This window comes from Achromobacter anxifer (genome assembly GCF_903652925.1).
Taxonomy (GTDB): domain Bacteria; phylum Pseudomonadota; class Gammaproteobacteria; order Burkholderiales; family Burkholderiaceae_B; genus Achromobacter; species Achromobacter anxifer.
In genome coordinates this window covers 352,442-365,832 of record NZ_CAHLAR010000005.1, presented here as the reverse complement: position 1 = coordinate 365,832, position 13,391 = coordinate 352,442, and the positions used below count along the sequence as shown (strand labels likewise).

The following is a 13,391-nucleotide window of genomic DNA, read 5'->3' as shown; positions in this document are numbered from 1 at the left end:
CTGCGCGTGTCTCTCAGTTTGCGAACGCGGCGCGGACGTAGGCCATTGCCGTGGCATCGAGGACGAACTTTCCTCCCGAGCCGGAAATCACGATCGAACCGCCTGCGGGAGCGATCAGGATGTCATCCACGACACGGCCCTTGACCCCATCGAAGTTCGGCGGGGCGACGAAATAGCGGAAGCTGGGCGCATTGCGGTTATGACCCATTTCCCGATGAACGAGGCCGTTCGCATACAGCGTATGAAGCACTGCGGCATGCACCAGCGGCCGGCCCGTGACCTGTTCCAGATGGTCTCCCACTTCGTGTGCAAACGAGCCTGGGTTCTGCCGCAGATAGCTCAAAGCCAGATCATTAATAGACCCTTGCCTGGGCGCGCGGGCACGCACCTTGTGGCGCAGGTCTTCGATTTTCGACGGGAAGCGAATTGCCTCGAGGGTACGCCGGGCCCCGACATCCATCTCGGTCCATTTCACGGCGCGATGGTGCTTGCTGATCGTAGGCTGCTGGAGGAAGTTGAGCATTGCCGTGATGGGGTCGAATGCCGCCGGGCCCCAGCTGAATCCGCTCCAGATCCGATACACGACGATGTCCCGCGTGCCCACCGTCAGCTCGGACAGCACCCGGTAGACGTCCGGTTTGACGGGCTTGCCGGTTCGCCACGCGCCGGCGGGCGCCTCCAGCTCGGCACGACTCGGTGCGGAGACGATTTCCGCCGGCAGCCAACCCAGGCTTTGGAACGAGCGCCAACCGCGGCGCAGGTTTTCGAGGTCGCGCTTGGAGTGATCCCAGGGGTTCCACACGCGAGTGCTCCAGCGCTCACCGTCGAAATGACGGAATTCCGGGCCAAGGCGCCTCCTGACCAAGTAGAGGCCGGGATCGGCAGGGGAGCCTTGTTGCAGTACGGATTGAATTTGTGTCATGTGGATTCCTTATTCGCCCAGCATTTGCCGCAGGACGTTTGTGGCCTTCACGGTCAAATTGAGTGTCTTGCCGCCGGCCGTGAGCTTCAGCCGCGACCCACGCAGGCTGATGGTCGGGCGAATCGGCGTCGATCGCTTGCGGGGGATGGCCTTCAGATGGATGGCCTGTACCCAGGTGAACTGATCACCGACCTCGCCCCGCCACTGGCGCAACGGCTCGACCATGCGTTGAGCCAAGATTTCGAGTGCACCGTCTTCCGATACACCTTCCACGTCCTGCGCCACTTGTGCGGGAATCGTGCAATAGACCTTTTTCGGCTCCTCTTCGCCGGCCCTGACGTGCGGGCGCAGAATCACCCCAGTGGGGAGCCCGGTGGCTGTGGACAACAGCACCTGTGTCACATCACCGCGGATGGTGACCGTTTCGAATGGAATGGTACGTTTGCGCTGTGCTCGCACACCACTGCCCCAAAAAACGATCCGGCTCTGCGCGCGCGCCGCGCTTGGATCGCTGTTGAGCTGCTCCGCATCAAAGGTGCGGGGCCCCCATTTTTCGCCATGCCAGTGCGCATAGCCCAACGGCTTCTTGTCCTTGTCGTACACCCGGTAGTTGCCCGCGCGGGGAGGGGTGCCTTTAGAGATGGTGCCTGTGAATGTTTTCATTACGGGTACGAGCCGGCGCGGGGTCCGACGCTAAATGATCAGGATAAAGTCTCGACCCACTAGATCGAGCGAGTAAAAGCAGAGCCAAAGTATACCGCTTTTAGTGCTTTATGCCTACCTTCTAGGCGTTCACCGACAGATTGAGCAGCGCGCGCAAGGCGCCCGCCGACTCTGGCGACAGTACGATCGTGGACTGGCCATCGGTGATCTCCACGCCATCTGCTGTGGCCCGGAACCGTGGGTCGACGGCCACTGCTGCCAGCTTTTTGACGGTGTAGGCCTTGTCGACACACACGATGAGGTTCATCGACTCACAGTGCTGGAGTGCCGCCCTCACCCCTACGGTCGTCACCAGGTGCTGAGGGAACAGGTGCGTGAGCCGGTCGAGCAGCACCAGCGGGCGCAGCGGCGGGTTGGCACGTAGGGTCAGCAGCAATTGATGGATCAATGCCTCGAGGGTGATCGCAGGCAGCTCAGGACGGACCTGGTAGATGCACTCATTCGCGCGCATGGCCTCGGCCGGCACGTAAGACAACTCTCCTCCCCGGTTCACCTCTTTCAGCTTCACCTGCCCACGCATGATTGCCGCCCGCATGGAGCCCGCCAGGCGAGCAGCGTCGATGAACTGGCCGGGATAGCGCAGGTCCATTTCGACGTACAGGCCGCCAAATGGCTGTCCGCCCAGCTCACGCAGCACAGGAACAACGAGTTCCAGGTCGGCCTCGAGCTGATAGTCGTCCTGGATGGGGATGGGTGCGACAACCTTGATTGGGGCCGGAGGAGCTTCCTGGACGGCGCTCGATACGGGTTCCGGCTGCACCGCAGGCACCGCAGGCTCGGGCATCAGTACGCCCCTGGTAGCCTCCTCGATAAGTGCAGCAGTATCATCGGTCTCGACCTGAGGATCGGCCACCTCGGCAGCAGGAAGGCAGAAGAAATTCTCAGGCGCGTGCCCGGTGTATCCGGCCTTGCAAACCACGCTGCCTTGCTCGACCAGGTCGATCAACGAGCTATCAACCGCATCGCGGGTGAGCATCTCCCCCTTCATGCCGGAGATGCCGTGCGCGATGACGTCGAAGCTTTGCGGGCCCTTCTCCGTCAGAAATCCTACGATCTCACGGGCAACCGCTCCGCCCGCGGGGCTGCCCGACGGGGCGTGCTGGATGTTTCCCTGCTGGGCCTCCCAGTGGGAGCAGTGCAGCAGAGGGGTAAGGCGCGGGCGACCACGGCCACGGCTATCAGCAGGTCGTGCCTCGAGCGGAGAGTCCGCCAGCCGGCCCCATTTGGTACCGTTCCAATGGCTGAATCGGATAGGCTGGTCTGGTTTATCAAGCGAATCCGGATGCCGGACTGCATGCACACCGAGAATGCTGGGCGCTCGGTCGGTGAAAGACGGCTTGAGGGAAGGATCGACAGGCAAAAGCATAGGCTCGACTCCGGTGTACCTGGAAGACAAGATGAGAAATCTAGCTTCATAGTATACCTGTTATGCTGTCTTTTGCCTACTTGTTAGCCGTCAAACTCCAATCAAACATGAGCCACAGCAGCGCGCGAGCGCCGCATGATGGCCACGACCGCCTTGCAAGTGTCCTCATCCATCATGCCAATGTGACAGTTGCTGGCGCTGATGCCCAGCTCCTTGGCCAGCCAGGTGTAGGCCTCCAGGCGGGTCATCTCACCCGATCGCCAAAGGGGGTCGAACTCGGCGTGCGCGGCCTGCTTGAGCCGGCGCAGCGTTGCATTGGCCAGGCGGCCCAGGGGTAGCGAACCATCGCTGATGACCCGTTTGCCTCCTTCATTCGTCCAGGCGCCTTTCTTGTGGCAACCGACGTAGGCATCGCAGGACTCGCAATGCCAAAACGACAGCGGGAACAGGTCTTCGCGGCGAGGGTAGATGGTACGGCCGGTGACAAGCGCTGCCTGGCGATCACAATAGGGGCACATGACGCGATGCATAACGGCTCAGCTCTGGGGTGTTTCGGTTTCGGCTTCGGCCTTGCGGCGGTTGAGCCAGTGTTTGATGGACTTTTCGTGCCAGGGCTCGCGAGCCCACTTGCTGAAGGCGAGTTCACCGCCGTTCCAGCCGGGCGGGAGTTGAGAGACGTCTGTCACTTCGACCAAGGGGCCAAGCCTACGCGAGACGCCATCAATGATCGTATGGCGGTCAACCGCTTCCGAGGCTTCTGCCTCGTCGTGGGCCATGACCACAATGTCGAAAGTCACCCGCCGTTTGAAGATTTTGGGGGTCATGGTGCCTTAGCCTTTCGATTGCAAGGCCCTGACGGCCGCCGGATCCACGCCGGCGTCTTCCAGCAACTTCAGACCGCGCTTGCTGAAGATCGAGACGCCATCTTCGTGGTAGTCGATCTCCTGTGCCACCAGCTGCACGAGCTCCCCAGGCGTCACCTCGACCATGATCAGCGAGTCCTCGACAATGAAATCATTGTCGATACCTTCGACCTTGAAGTGAGGCATGTTCCCGGCCGTGAGCACCTTGTTCAGGTACTCGCCAGGATCCAAATTCGGGTTATAGCGCTGAGAGTTGAAGCCATGAGCCAGCAGCAGACTGCGCAGTGCGGGGCGGATTTCGACGACGGAGGTTTTCGACATACTAAGTCCTGATGTATGCAGATAGTATACCTTGAGTTGCGAATAACTACCATGCATTAGTTGTCGAAATGAAAAAAGAGCTACACGGCGTGTAGCTCTTCGAGGTAGTTTCTGGCGTTAGTCAGCCAGCTTCAAGGCGCTCAAAGCGTGGAGCACGACCGTAGTGGTCTCTCCCTCCATGTCTTCGACGATAAACTCGCCAGTCGCCGCGTTGTATGTGCCCTGCGCGATGCCTTCTTCGGTCAGAATCGCGCTAAAGCACAGTCCTTCGGATTCCCAGGCAAAGCGAACGAGCTGGTTGTCGCGCGCTCCCGTGGTTTCAGAAATGTCCCACGAGGTCAGCAACGGACCACCGTCGACCTTGACTGCATCAGCCGCATCCAGGAGAGCCAGGAACTTGGCAAGAAGTCCCGAAGGCCGCGTGGTTGCAGCCACCGGTATGTGACGGGTGCCCTCGATGTCCCAGGCTCCCTCGTCGTCATAGCCGCTCGAACGCTGGGCATCGACCAGTTCGGTGATGAGCGTCGTAAGGCCCAGGCCTTGAGCCGCAGCGATCTCCTTGTGGGGATAGCCGTTGTGCAGGTCCACGAGAGCGGTTGTTGCCAGGGCCAGTTGGTCGTTTGCGTTGATCATGTCTTTCCTTCTGAGTGGTGTCCACCTGGTCGCGGTGGCGGCCAGAATTGTGAGGTGTTCCTCAAGAAGGTATAGCGCCCGGTCTACGCGCTATCGCGACGACGCGGTCGAGCGAAACGCGCAGGCGTGAAAATGGCATCCATCTCTGCGGCAGTGAGCCGGTACCCCTCGCCCACTCCCCGGCTCGGTACCGACGTCGAGGACTCCGCGAGGCTAGCCGGCGCACAGCTCTCGCAGCAGCCGCGCGCCGCCAGATAGCCTGCACCGAAGCCATACTCCGGATAGCCTGTGTGGCAGGTGGGACAATACTTGAGGGCTTCTGCCGGATTGCCGTCGCCATACAACGCCGCGTCAGCAATGGCACGGGCTTCCTCGATTTCTTCCCAGTCGGCGCCAACCGCGCGGTTGGGGATGGCGGCGATTTTGTTCAATGCCGCACGCAGGACTTCAGCTTCCGCGCTCATTGCGACGCCTCCGGGCCTTGCGTCTGGCCAGCCTGCAATCCCTCTTCAAGCAGCCGTTCGCGAAGGTCCTTGGCTTCCTGCCTCTGTGTTTCGATCACTGCTTTGAGCTGATCCGCGTTACCCCAATGCGCCAACATGCGCGCAATGGCTATGCCAGGCAAGACGTAGAAGACCACCTTGTCGTGAACTTCTGCCGGCACCACATCCGTGAGTCGCTTGGTATACCACTCAGCGTCGATCATCCCCTTGGCTTGATCATCTTTTGACGCATATCGCGACTGTGCGCTATCTCGAGCCAGGCCCAGCATTTCGCGACATTCCGCAGTTTCAGGCACATAGCAGCCGATACGAATCGTGCCGTCCAGAAGGCCTGCACGGACAGTCCAGTCCGGGTTTCCGGTAATTGCCAGCACGGCCGCGAGCAATACACCCGCAATTGCCGGAGCTACAGACTGATGCGCGACAGCAATGCCCAGACCCAACACGAACACCATCATCCCCATCATAAAGGAATGACCTTCGTACCAATAGGTAGTGGTCGGCGACCCCAGCCAAGACATCCAAGCACGGTCCTGCTCAGCAATCGGCTCGAAACCGAACGTGAGATTTTGGAGCGCCTTCACCGCCAGGTACGCGCCAGCAAGCATGATGAGGGTGCCCAAGATGACCGTCGCCGCATAGAGGGTATCTTTAACTTTCATGGTAGGTACGAGCTGTTAAAACTGGCGGTAGTATATGCGGTTTTATGCGTTTTGCAAATGCGCTCGTAATACTAGCGCTATACCCTTCGAGGACAACCTCGAGCAACGCTAAGCGATTGCTCTCCATCTTTTAGAGCGCCCATCATCACACCGGAAGGAAACACCATGAAGAAGATCATCATCAGCGCAGTCATCACCCCGAACGATGATTCGGTGACAGTCGAAAACCTCAAAGAGGCACTTCGCCACCTCGGTTCGGCACACTTCTCCTTTGAGGGAGAAGTCGAGTGCCGCAGTGCTGACGGGCTCAAAAAACACGCCTGGCTGTACGTGCCCGCCGATGATGAAGAACCGTATGTCCTGGTGGACGATCACGGACTCACGCTGGGCACCGAGCTGTCGCAAGCGGATGTGGACGAGCTTCGCGGCAAGGGAGTTTGCACGGAATTCGTCGCGGAATACCCACGTGCGGACACCTATGGCGCTCCCGTCTACGCGGGCCATAAAGACCTCATCCTCGGCGTCATCGGCAATCACGGATTCACCGTGGCGCCTGAAGGTCTCGAGTACGTGAACACCGAGGATTCTGGTGACGACACGCCAGAGAAGATCTGGCTGAAGATCGCGTTCTGAGGCTCTAAGCCAAACTCCACGCCTCTCCTTACGGAGGGGCGTTTTCTTGAAAGCTCAGGCGTGTGCCAGGGATACAAATACCGGCTCGAGGATGGTTCGCCTATCACTTTCAGGGTCACCGCAGTCCCAGCAGCCACGCACATCATCCCAGGCTGAGGGGCACGGGTCACACAGATCATCCTCGCTGTAGACGTGCCCGTCGGGTTCGGCCGGCGTCGCAAAGACGATGCCGCCGATGATGACCATGTAGCCAAGCTCCCCCTGATCCAGGCCAGTCCAGTTCGGTTTGTCCTTGAGCAGCTCGTGGGCGGCTGCCATCCAGCCCTTGTAAGTTTGCAGGTTTTCCATGACGTATTCCGTTGTTCTGCTCAATGGAGTTTCAACGATCCGGCTGACAGGGATTGCTCGATTTCCACCTGCCGCAGAATAGCGTGCTTCTGGGCGAGGCGGAGCACCGCCGGCGCCCCCACCTCCCGATCACACATGAAGGTCGAAGAAGTCTCGTCCCACTGGATGCCCAGGTAAGCCAGGCCAAGGCACTTCAACCCTTGTTCAACCTCTTCCTCGGTCGTCGCAGTTTTCAGCCCGTCGAAAAAGTCTTTCGACAGACGCTTGAATTGATCGTAGGTGCAAGTGAGTGTTGTGGATGCAGTCATGATGATCTCCAAAAATTAGGCGGCCTGCGCCATCTGTTCCGATTCCTGCGCCGGCACAGCCAGCTTTTGGGCCCAACGATTTCCCTCTTCTCCGATGAAGCCGTGTTCCGCGCGCCAAGCTGTGCGCCGCAGAGCGTGGTCGTGCTCGCTCAGTTGGGCTGGCGCCAGGCTGAGAGTGCCGTAACTGGTCCAGAAGCGGTAGCCTGCCGTCCAGTCGCTTCTTCCCCGCGGCGCGCGGTGACGCTCCAGGATGGCGTCCCATTCGAAATCCAGGGCCATGTAGAAGCTCTCCATGTCCACCTGCATCCGCGGCTCAGTGTCCAGAGCCAGCACATGGCGGCCGTCTTTCGTCTCTCGCACCGGCGATTCCGCCAGGGCCTGGGCGACGTCGCGAGTTCCCGAGAACAGGCCCAACTCGGCGCCATCCCAGGTGGCACCCGCCTGGTAGGGCACGGCAGGCGGCAACGGCTTACGCGGGGCCTCAGGCACCTTGTCGGCGTCTTCGATGCTATAGAGGGCGCGGCCGTCCATGATCGCCAGCCACTCCAGCAGGGCCGTGTGCGGAGCATGGAAGCCATTGAGGGACCAGAGCGCGTCGATGGCCACCACAGCCTCGGGGCTCAGCAGGCGGTACCGCACGGAGTGCCGCCCGCGACGTGCCGCTTGCTCTTCCTGATAGTCCAGGGAGGCGCAGTAGCGGAACAGATCGAGCAGGAAGGCTGGGGAATAGCAGTCCGGTTGCAGCTTGACAGCGCCATCGGAGTCGATGGACCGCTGCACCCAGTATCGTCTGCTGTAGTCGAAGCGGGTGCGCGCGATCAGGTTGCGCAGCTTGCTCAGTCCGCGCATGTAGGCGTACTCGGGATCGGCCTCGATCATCGTTTCGAGCGATATGTCGTTAGATACTGCCTGGCACACGAAACAGCCAAAACGAGCTCCGCAACCGCCCCGCGCCTTCTTGGCGCCCTCGGTGATGGCGTCGGACACCACTGCGCAACTGGTACCGCCCGCATCAGCGTACAGGCGAAAGGTATCCTCAAAATCCGAGTAGGACGAAACGATGCCGGCACGGATCAGGCCGATCTGCTCCCACACGTCGTCCGTTGACCAGAAAGCGATGGGGCTCATCACCCATTCGCCGGCCTCGTTACGATAGGGACGTTCAGACAGCTCACCGCGCGCGGTCATGGCGCGGCCGCGCTGTTCACTCTCGTCGAATCGGGTGCCAATCACGGTGACGGTGTTCTCGCGGCCCAGGTCCTTGAACACCGCAGCTCGTGCGGAGGCGATCGGAGCGACCTTGAAGTCCACGGCGCAATCGTGTGAGCTGCCCGGGAACGAAGGCAGCTTGCTGCCACCCAGGATTCGTACCGCCCATGAGCTCGCCAGGGACGGCTGTGTCAGCACGACCTCATGCTTCACACCAGCCGCCGTCAGCGCAGCCCGGATTTTGGCATGCTCACGGCGCAACAGCAGCGCGACTTCGGGATTCTCCACGCCGGTGTCCGACGAAACCACGACAACGTGCGGCGCCAGGCCGGCGCCGTGAGCGCGGATTGCCGCCTGGAGCACCAGGTGCATCAGGACGCTTGAGTCTTTTCCGCCACTGAACGAAACCGCTACCGGCCGACCTTGCTCGAACAGTCCATAGATTGCAGCAATGGCCGAGGCTTCCTTCTCCTCCACAGAGGCATCTTGCTGGTGCGGAATGCGCAAGTCCAGGATGGCTTGATGCGCCAGGGGTTGGCCCTGGCCAATGGTTGCGGTGGTAGTCATAGCGGTGCGAGATCTGGTGCCTGGCGATGAATCCGCCGGCTTGCCCACAGTATATCGCTTTTTGCGAATAACTACTATATTTCAGGACTGGTTTTTTGCGAATATGTGCGTTAGATGGTAATGACCAGGTCGTCCCTGAACTGCTGGTTCATGCTGATCTGCCGCCCGCGCGCGTTGCATACCACTCTGGTGCCGCCCATCAAGTAGTCGTGACTGCCGTGGACATGCCCATGGACCCAGAGCTTGGCCATGCTGTAGCCGACCAGCGTATCCAGGCTGGAAGCCATCGCCGGATTCAGAGCCGAGCCGCGGTAAGCTGGATCGAGGCTCTGCGTTAGAGGTGCGTGGTGCGTGACTATCACCACCCGCTCGGAGTAGGCATCAGCCAGGCCTTCCTGGATGGCCGCAAGGGCTGCGCCGTGCTCGCGGATGGTGTCCTCAGGGGTCAATGCGCGCGCTGCGCCCCGGTCGCGGTATCCGATGTGCTTGTAGTCGGAGATGAATTCACGTGCAGCGTGCTTCGCAATGGCTTGAAAACCAACGCCGTCGGCACAGAAATCAGTCCAGAGTGTGGCGCCCACGAAGCGAACGCCATCGACGAAGACGCTCTCGTTGTGCAGGAAATGAACGCCACCGGCGCGGGCCTGCTCGCGCATTGCCTCAATGCCATCCTGGAGGCAGCAGCCATAAAACTCATGATTTCCGGGGACGAAAATGACGGGCCTGCCTGTCCGCTGGCGGGCTGCAACGCACCATTCGATGCTCTGTCGAGCATCGTCGTAGAGATCTCCGGCAACGACCATCGCGTCCGCCTCCGTCACCGGCGGCTGCCATGGTGCCAAATCCAGGTGCAAATCTGAAAGAACGTGTAATTTCAAGGCTTCTGTAGACGTAATGTGAGCTTTCAAGTATATCTTTTTAAAAGGTATGCACCTTCCTCGCGGCCATTTCGCTCTGTTGCATCTTAGTCACTGCGGTTTAAATTAAGCGTTTGTATGGTATAAATGAATCATAAACTTTCTATTTGTAACCAACCTGAGCTGTGCTATGAATCGTTTGAACAGAATTGGAGTGCGTTCGCGAGCCGTTACCTACGCAGGGCTGGTGGCTGTCGCACTGAGCCTCACCGGCTGTGCGGGCACTGCCGTCATGCACCTCGCGGCCGTGTCAGCTGATACGGCCTTTTCTACGAAGCTCTACCCGGATCAGGGCCAAGTCAAGATTCCGACGGAGCTGGAATCGGTGACGCCGATGACCTATACGCGAGAGTTCTGGCGGGCCGACGGCGCGGGCAAATGCGTGTACGCGGGCGTTATCGTGCCCTGGGACCGTACGTGGCCGCTGGAAATCACGAACGAGGGGAACACCACCGTTCTGCCTCCCGAGCCCGGCGTTCGCGCGGGGTACGTGACGCTCGTCAATGAAAAGCGCTGCTCAACCGCCCCAGCCCAGAAGGTCCTCCTCATTGGCGAGCAGCGGACCGCTCGTGCACTGCTGGGAGCTGGGTTTGACGGCAAACCCCTGGTCGACAAGGGTATGACGACCTCGACCGCAGACGTGATCGAGATGAAAGCCGAAAGCCGGCCGCAGTGGTTCCCCCAGGTGATTCAGCGTTTGACGCGCCTGGCCCCCGCCAATCGCAACGCAAAGGCGTTTCTCGAAAAGAGCCAGGACGACCTGATCAAGCTGCTTCCGGATCAGGCTGACGCCATCCGCTCCGCGGTTCGATAAGTCCAGCAACTCGCAGCAGCTCAAGGCCACAGCAAGCTGTGGCTTTTTCATTTGCGGCAAAGCTATGTCTCACCTAGCGGAGGTTGCAACCAGGCGCTGGGCACATTCGCGAGTCCCTACCAACTACCTGGTCAGCTCCAGAACCGAGATAAGGGCCTGAATCTGTGCCGGCCTGACGCCGCGCGCCGGATCACAGCGAACGAGTTCAGGACAGTTCGGCGGGAATAGAGACTCGTCGTCGTCGAGGGCCGCCCAGAGGCCATGAAACTGGTGCTGCTCAATCCAGGTTCGGATCTCCCTCCAGCGCACCGCAGGCCCGCCCCCGAGCACCGGCGTGGCGCCAAGGAACCGGCTCGGCGATGTGTGGCGGAACCACGAAGCCATCTCCGCGACGGAATGCTGTTCGCGCCAGGTGGTGGAGAAGACGACGCCCACGAGCGGTTGATCTGCAAGAAATTGCTCGATGCGGTCGATGTAGATGAGCGTGCCGGCCAATCCAGGGTGCAGCACGCCGTCGAAATCAAGTGCGAGAAGTCGTTGTGGGGTCATGGATCCGTATAGCCGCTGCGCTATACGAAGCATCATTAACCCAGAGGAAACACCATGACATCGACCAAAACTGAACTCATCGCGCATCTGACGGCGAACAACCGCAGCCGGCACGGCTATTTCGAGATACTGAAACAGGCCCTCGTGGGTAACACGCTCTGGATGCTGCTGAAGCAGCGGGACGGAAGCACCACCCTGGCCTGGGAGTCTCTGACCGAGACCAATGGCCTCTGGACCGCCGACTCATACTCTTCGGCGCTTCCGTCCATGTACCCGTCGGCGGAGACAGCATTTGAAGCCGCCTGTGGCGCGTTTCCCGCGATCATGGCCTGGAAGAGCTACGTTGAGCGCGTACAGAGCACCCGTGAGAAGCTGCGCAAGTTTCGCCGCAACCTGTCGCCCAACGACACCCTGAAGGTCAATGGCTACGCGTTCACCCTGGTGCGCCGCCTGATCGACAGCAATGGGTGGATCGTCATGCGCGATGGAACGGAGATGCGCCTTACAGGTGCAACCTTCGAAACCGCGGTGAAACAAGCCTGCCCGGCTTGAGGAGCAGACCATGACGAAGACTCTCACTACCACCAAGACCGTTCGCCGCAAGGCAGACCGCGAGTTCATCGCGAAGGCCCTGCTCGAGCTGGCGCAACGCCTCAACCTGAGCCACGATCGCGTCGACGACCCGCACCAGCTCACGATCCTCGTGAATTTGAAAGCGGAAAGTGGTCTGCAAGTGACTGTGGATCTGGACGGTACGGCCGTTCAGCCCGATATGCACCTGCTCAGCTGGAACATGCACTACTCATCGGATCGCCGGCTGAACAATGACACCTTTGGTGGCTCCGTCAACCGGCATCATCAGCAGAAGGCCACCTACCTGGCATACGGCTTTGACGAGCTGCTCCAACAGCTCGAAAAAGGGTTCTTGATGGCCAACGACGGGTCTGCGTACCTGTCGTGACTCCAGCCGCTGACCTTCTGGTCGGCGGCTTACTCGTTTCGGTCGAGTTTCCCTATACCTGGAAACCACTTTTCAATCACAGCACATGACCCACGTTTCACACGTCCGGCTGGCGCTGATTGCCACTGCGATCGCAATTGCCCCGAGCTTCGCCAATGCGAAGTTATTCGTCGTCACACCGAGCCCGGGCAAGCCCGCAAACGCTCAACCGGCACCCGAGAGACCGATGCAAGTCTACGGCATGACGGGTGGCGTCACGGACATTGCAGCCGGGGAACAACACGCCTGCGCGATCCAATACGGCATGACCAAATGCTGGGGCTCTGGCGTCTATGGGCAGTTGGGCAACGACGAATCGACCACCGCGATCCCGGTAAGCGCACGCGGCATGGATGAATCTACAGCGGTTGCCGCCGGCGACAACCACTCCTGCGCAATCAAGGCTGGGATCGTGTACTGCTGGGGCCAGGGTACCTCGGGCCAACTGGGCAACGGGCAAACGCCGGCCATGCAGTTGGATGCATCCGCTGTAATTGATGACCAGACCAGCACTGCCAGCTCTGGCTGGTCCTCGATCGGAGCTGGTGGCGCACATACGTGTGGTCTCCGCGCGGGCGCGCTCTACTGCTGGGGGAACAATGCAGCGGGCCAGGTTGGGCTTGGCCGAGGCTATGGCGATACTACCGTGGTGCCACGGGCTTCCGCTGTCGCTGGGCTGTCATCCGGGGTGACGACCTTTTCGGCGGGCCTCGACTTCAACTGCGCGGTTAGGCTTGATACCACCTCGTGCTGGGGTTCGAATTCCGCGGGCCAGCTTGGCGACTCCACATCCGTAGGAAGCCGTCGATTGGCGCCAGTACCTGTTGGCGACCTGCCTGGCGGGCAGACAATGATCACGGCCGGCAACGATCATGCATGTGCTGTCCAGGGATCCGTTGGCAAATGCTGGGGTGCTGGTAGTCAAGGGCAACTCGGTGACGGAAAGACTGGATATTCGGTGAGCCCGGTCATCGTGCACCGCTAACCACGCTCTGCAAGGCAAATGGGCCGCGAATGCGGCCCATGTTGTTTGGAGCCCTGCGCCAGCAGCAG

At 60.4% G+C, this 13,391-nt stretch carries 19 protein-coding genes; 5 read left to right on the top strand and 14 right to left on the bottom strand.

The window, feature by feature from the left end:
- Positions 1-13: 13 nt before the first annotated feature.
- The 9 genes from HWY37_RS18620 to HWY37_RS18580 form a co-directional block, all read right to left on the bottom strand.
- A complete protein-coding gene (locus HWY37_RS18620; RefSeq protein ID WP_176089522.1) occupies positions 14-922 on the bottom strand; it encodes a hypothetical protein in 909 nt (302 codons plus the stop codon).
- Between the two features lie 9 nt (positions 923-931).
- A complete protein-coding gene (locus tag HWY37_RS18615) occupies positions 932-1,585 on the bottom strand; it encodes a hypothetical protein (RefSeq protein WP_176089521.1) in 654 nt (217 codons plus the stop codon).
- 121 nt (positions 1,586-1,706) lie between these two features.
- Positions 1,707-3,011 carry a hypothetical protein gene (locus HWY37_RS18610; protein WP_176089520.1) on the bottom strand — a complete coding sequence of 435 codons (1,305 nt, stop codon included), beginning with the start codon at positions 3,009-3,011 and terminating at the stop codon, positions 1,707-1,709.
- A 101-nt stretch (positions 3,012-3,112) separates the two neighbouring features.
- Complete coding sequence (locus tag HWY37_RS18605; protein ID WP_176089519.1) at positions 3,113-3,541, bottom strand: zinc-finger-containing protein; 429 nt, start codon at positions 3,539-3,541, stop codon at positions 3,113-3,115.
- Between the two features lie 6 nt (positions 3,542-3,547).
- Entirely contained in the window at positions 3,548-3,835 is a 288-nt protein-coding gene (locus HWY37_RS18600; protein ID WP_176089518.1) for a hypothetical protein, read from the bottom strand.
- 6 nt (positions 3,836-3,841) lie between these two features.
- Entirely contained in the window at positions 3,842-4,195 is a 354-nt protein-coding gene (locus HWY37_RS18595; protein ID WP_176089517.1) for a hypothetical protein, read from the bottom strand.
- Positions 4,196-4,312: 117 nt separating this feature from the next.
- Positions 4,313-4,828 carry a hypothetical protein gene (locus HWY37_RS18590; RefSeq protein WP_176089516.1) on the bottom strand — a complete coding sequence of 172 codons (516 nt, stop codon included), beginning with the start codon at positions 4,826-4,828 and terminating at the stop codon, positions 4,313-4,315.
- A gap of 83 nt (positions 4,829-4,911) precedes the next feature.
- Complete coding sequence (locus tag HWY37_RS18585; protein WP_176089515.1) at positions 4,912-5,292, bottom strand: hypothetical protein; 381 nt, start codon at positions 5,290-5,292, stop codon at positions 4,912-4,914.
- On the bottom strand, positions 5,289-5,993 hold the full coding sequence (locus tag HWY37_RS18580; RefSeq protein WP_176089514.1) for a hypothetical protein: 705 nt from the start codon (positions 5,991-5,993) through the stop codon (positions 5,289-5,291). The genes HWY37_RS18585 and HWY37_RS18580 overlap by 4 nt, the downstream gene beginning before the upstream one ends.
- A gap of 165 nt (positions 5,994-6,158) precedes the next feature.
- On the opposite strand from HWY37_RS18580, the gene HWY37_RS18575 reads away from it, so the two are divergent.
- Positions 6,159-6,626: a hypothetical protein gene (locus HWY37_RS18575; protein WP_176089513.1), complete on the top strand. Its 468-nt coding sequence runs from the start codon at positions 6,159-6,161 to the stop codon at positions 6,624-6,626.
- A 54-nt stretch (positions 6,627-6,680) separates the two neighbouring features.
- Here HWY37_RS18575 and HWY37_RS18570 read toward each other — a convergent pair whose 3' ends face one another.
- From HWY37_RS18570 to HWY37_RS18555, 4 genes are all read right to left on the bottom strand, one after another.
- Positions 6,681-6,974, bottom strand: coding sequence for a hypothetical protein (locus HWY37_RS18570; RefSeq protein WP_176089512.1), 294 nt, complete (start codon positions 6,972-6,974; stop codon positions 6,681-6,683).
- 20 nt (positions 6,975-6,994) lie between these two features.
- Positions 6,995-7,282, bottom strand: a complete 288-nt coding sequence (locus tag HWY37_RS18565) for a hypothetical protein (protein ID WP_176089511.1) — start codon at positions 7,280-7,282, stop codon at positions 6,995-6,997.
- Positions 7,283-7,297: 15 nt separating this feature from the next.
- The gene (locus HWY37_RS18560) at positions 7,298-9,058 is read right to left on the bottom strand and encodes a phosphoadenosine phosphosulfate reductase domain-containing protein (protein ID WP_176089510.1); all 1,761 of its coding nucleotides are present in this window, start codon (positions 9,056-9,058) and stop codon (positions 7,298-7,300) included.
- Between the two features lie 110 nt (positions 9,059-9,168).
- On the bottom strand, positions 9,169-9,966 hold the full coding sequence (locus tag HWY37_RS18555) for a metallophosphoesterase (protein ID WP_176089509.1): 798 nt from the start codon (positions 9,964-9,966) through the stop codon (positions 9,169-9,171).
- Between the two features lie 139 nt (positions 9,967-10,105).
- Between HWY37_RS18555 and HWY37_RS18550 the strand changes: the two genes are divergently transcribed.
- Positions 10,106-10,789, top strand: a complete 684-nt coding sequence (locus tag HWY37_RS18550) for a hypothetical protein (RefSeq protein WP_176089508.1) — start codon at positions 10,106-10,108, stop codon at positions 10,787-10,789.
- A gap of 123 nt (positions 10,790-10,912) precedes the next feature.
- Here HWY37_RS18550 and HWY37_RS18545 read toward each other — a convergent pair whose 3' ends face one another.
- Positions 10,913-11,338, bottom strand: coding sequence for an HAD domain-containing protein (locus HWY37_RS18545; RefSeq protein ID WP_176089507.1), 426 nt, complete (start codon positions 11,336-11,338; stop codon positions 10,913-10,915).
- A 54-nt stretch (positions 11,339-11,392) separates the two neighbouring features.
- Between HWY37_RS18545 and HWY37_RS18540 the strand changes: the two genes are divergently transcribed.
- The 3 genes from HWY37_RS18540 (at position 11,393) to HWY37_RS18530 (ending at position 13,323) form a co-directional block, all read left to right on the top strand.
- Positions 11,393-11,890, top strand: a complete 498-nt coding sequence (locus tag HWY37_RS18540) for a hypothetical protein (RefSeq protein WP_176089506.1) — start codon at positions 11,393-11,395, stop codon at positions 11,888-11,890.
- Positions 11,891-11,900: 10 nt separating this feature from the next.
- Positions 11,901-12,299, top strand: coding sequence for a hypothetical protein (locus tag HWY37_RS18535; protein ID WP_176089505.1), 399 nt, complete (start codon positions 11,901-11,903; stop codon positions 12,297-12,299).
- An 85-nt stretch (positions 12,300-12,384) separates the two neighbouring features.
- Complete coding sequence (locus HWY37_RS18530) at positions 12,385-13,323, top strand: RCC1 domain-containing protein (protein ID WP_176089504.1); 939 nt, start codon at positions 12,385-12,387, stop codon at positions 13,321-13,323.
- Positions 13,324-13,391: the final 68 nt, after the last annotated feature.

Coding starts and splice junctions, on each gene's coding strand:
- HWY37_RS18620 (WP_176089522.1), bottom strand. CDS start 922: ATGACACAAATTCAATCCGTACTGCAACAAGGCTCCCCTGCCGATCCC.
- HWY37_RS18615 (WP_176089521.1), bottom strand. CDS start 1,585: ATGAAAACATTCACAGGCACCATCTCTAAAGGCACCCCTCCCCGCGCG.
- HWY37_RS18610 (WP_176089520.1), bottom strand. CDS start 3,011: ATGCTTTTGCCTGTCGATCCTTCCCTCAAGCCGTCTTTCACCGACCGA.
- HWY37_RS18605 (WP_176089519.1), bottom strand. CDS start 3,541: ATGCATCGCGTCATGTGCCCCTATTGTGATCGCCAGGCAGCGCTTGTC.
- HWY37_RS18600 (WP_176089518.1), bottom strand. CDS start 3,835: ATGACCCCCAAAATCTTCAAACGGCGGGTGACTTTCGACATTGTGGTC.
- HWY37_RS18595 (WP_176089517.1), bottom strand. CDS start 4,195: ATGTCGAAAACCTCCGTCGTCGAAATCCGCCCCGCACTGCGCAGTCTG.
- HWY37_RS18590 (WP_176089516.1), bottom strand. CDS start 4,828: ATGATCAACGCAAACGACCAACTGGCCCTGGCAACAACCGCTCTCGTG.
- HWY37_RS18585 (WP_176089515.1), bottom strand. CDS start 5,292: ATGAGCGCGGAAGCTGAAGTCCTGCGTGCGGCATTGAACAAAATCGCC.
- HWY37_RS18580 (WP_176089514.1), bottom strand. CDS start 5,993: ATGAAAGTTAAAGATACCCTCTATGCGGCGACGGTCATCTTGGGCACC.
- HWY37_RS18575 (WP_176089513.1), top strand. CDS start 6,159: ATGAAGAAGATCATCATCAGCGCAGTCATCACCCCGAACGATGATTCG.
- HWY37_RS18570 (WP_176089512.1), bottom strand. CDS start 6,974: ATGGAAAACCTGCAAACTTACAAGGGCTGGATGGCAGCCGCCCACGAG.
- HWY37_RS18565 (WP_176089511.1), bottom strand. CDS start 7,282: ATGACTGCATCCACAACACTCACTTGCACCTACGATCAATTCAAGCGT.
- HWY37_RS18560 (WP_176089510.1), bottom strand. CDS start 9,058: ATGACTACCACCGCAACCATTGGCCAGGGCCAACCCCTGGCGCATCAA.
- HWY37_RS18550 (WP_176089508.1), top strand. CDS start 10,106: ATGAATCGTTTGAACAGAATTGGAGTGCGTTCGCGAGCCGTTACCTAC.
- HWY37_RS18545 (WP_176089507.1), bottom strand. CDS start 11,338: ATGACCCCACAACGACTTCTCGCACTTGATTTCGACGGCGTGCTGCAC.
- HWY37_RS18540 (WP_176089506.1), top strand. CDS start 11,393: ATGACATCGACCAAAACTGAACTCATCGCGCATCTGACGGCGAACAAC.
- HWY37_RS18535 (WP_176089505.1), top strand. CDS start 11,901: ATGACGAAGACTCTCACTACCACCAAGACCGTTCGCCGCAAGGCAGAC.
- HWY37_RS18530 (WP_176089504.1), top strand. CDS start 12,385: ATGACCCACGTTTCACACGTCCGGCTGGCGCTGATTGCCACTGCGATC.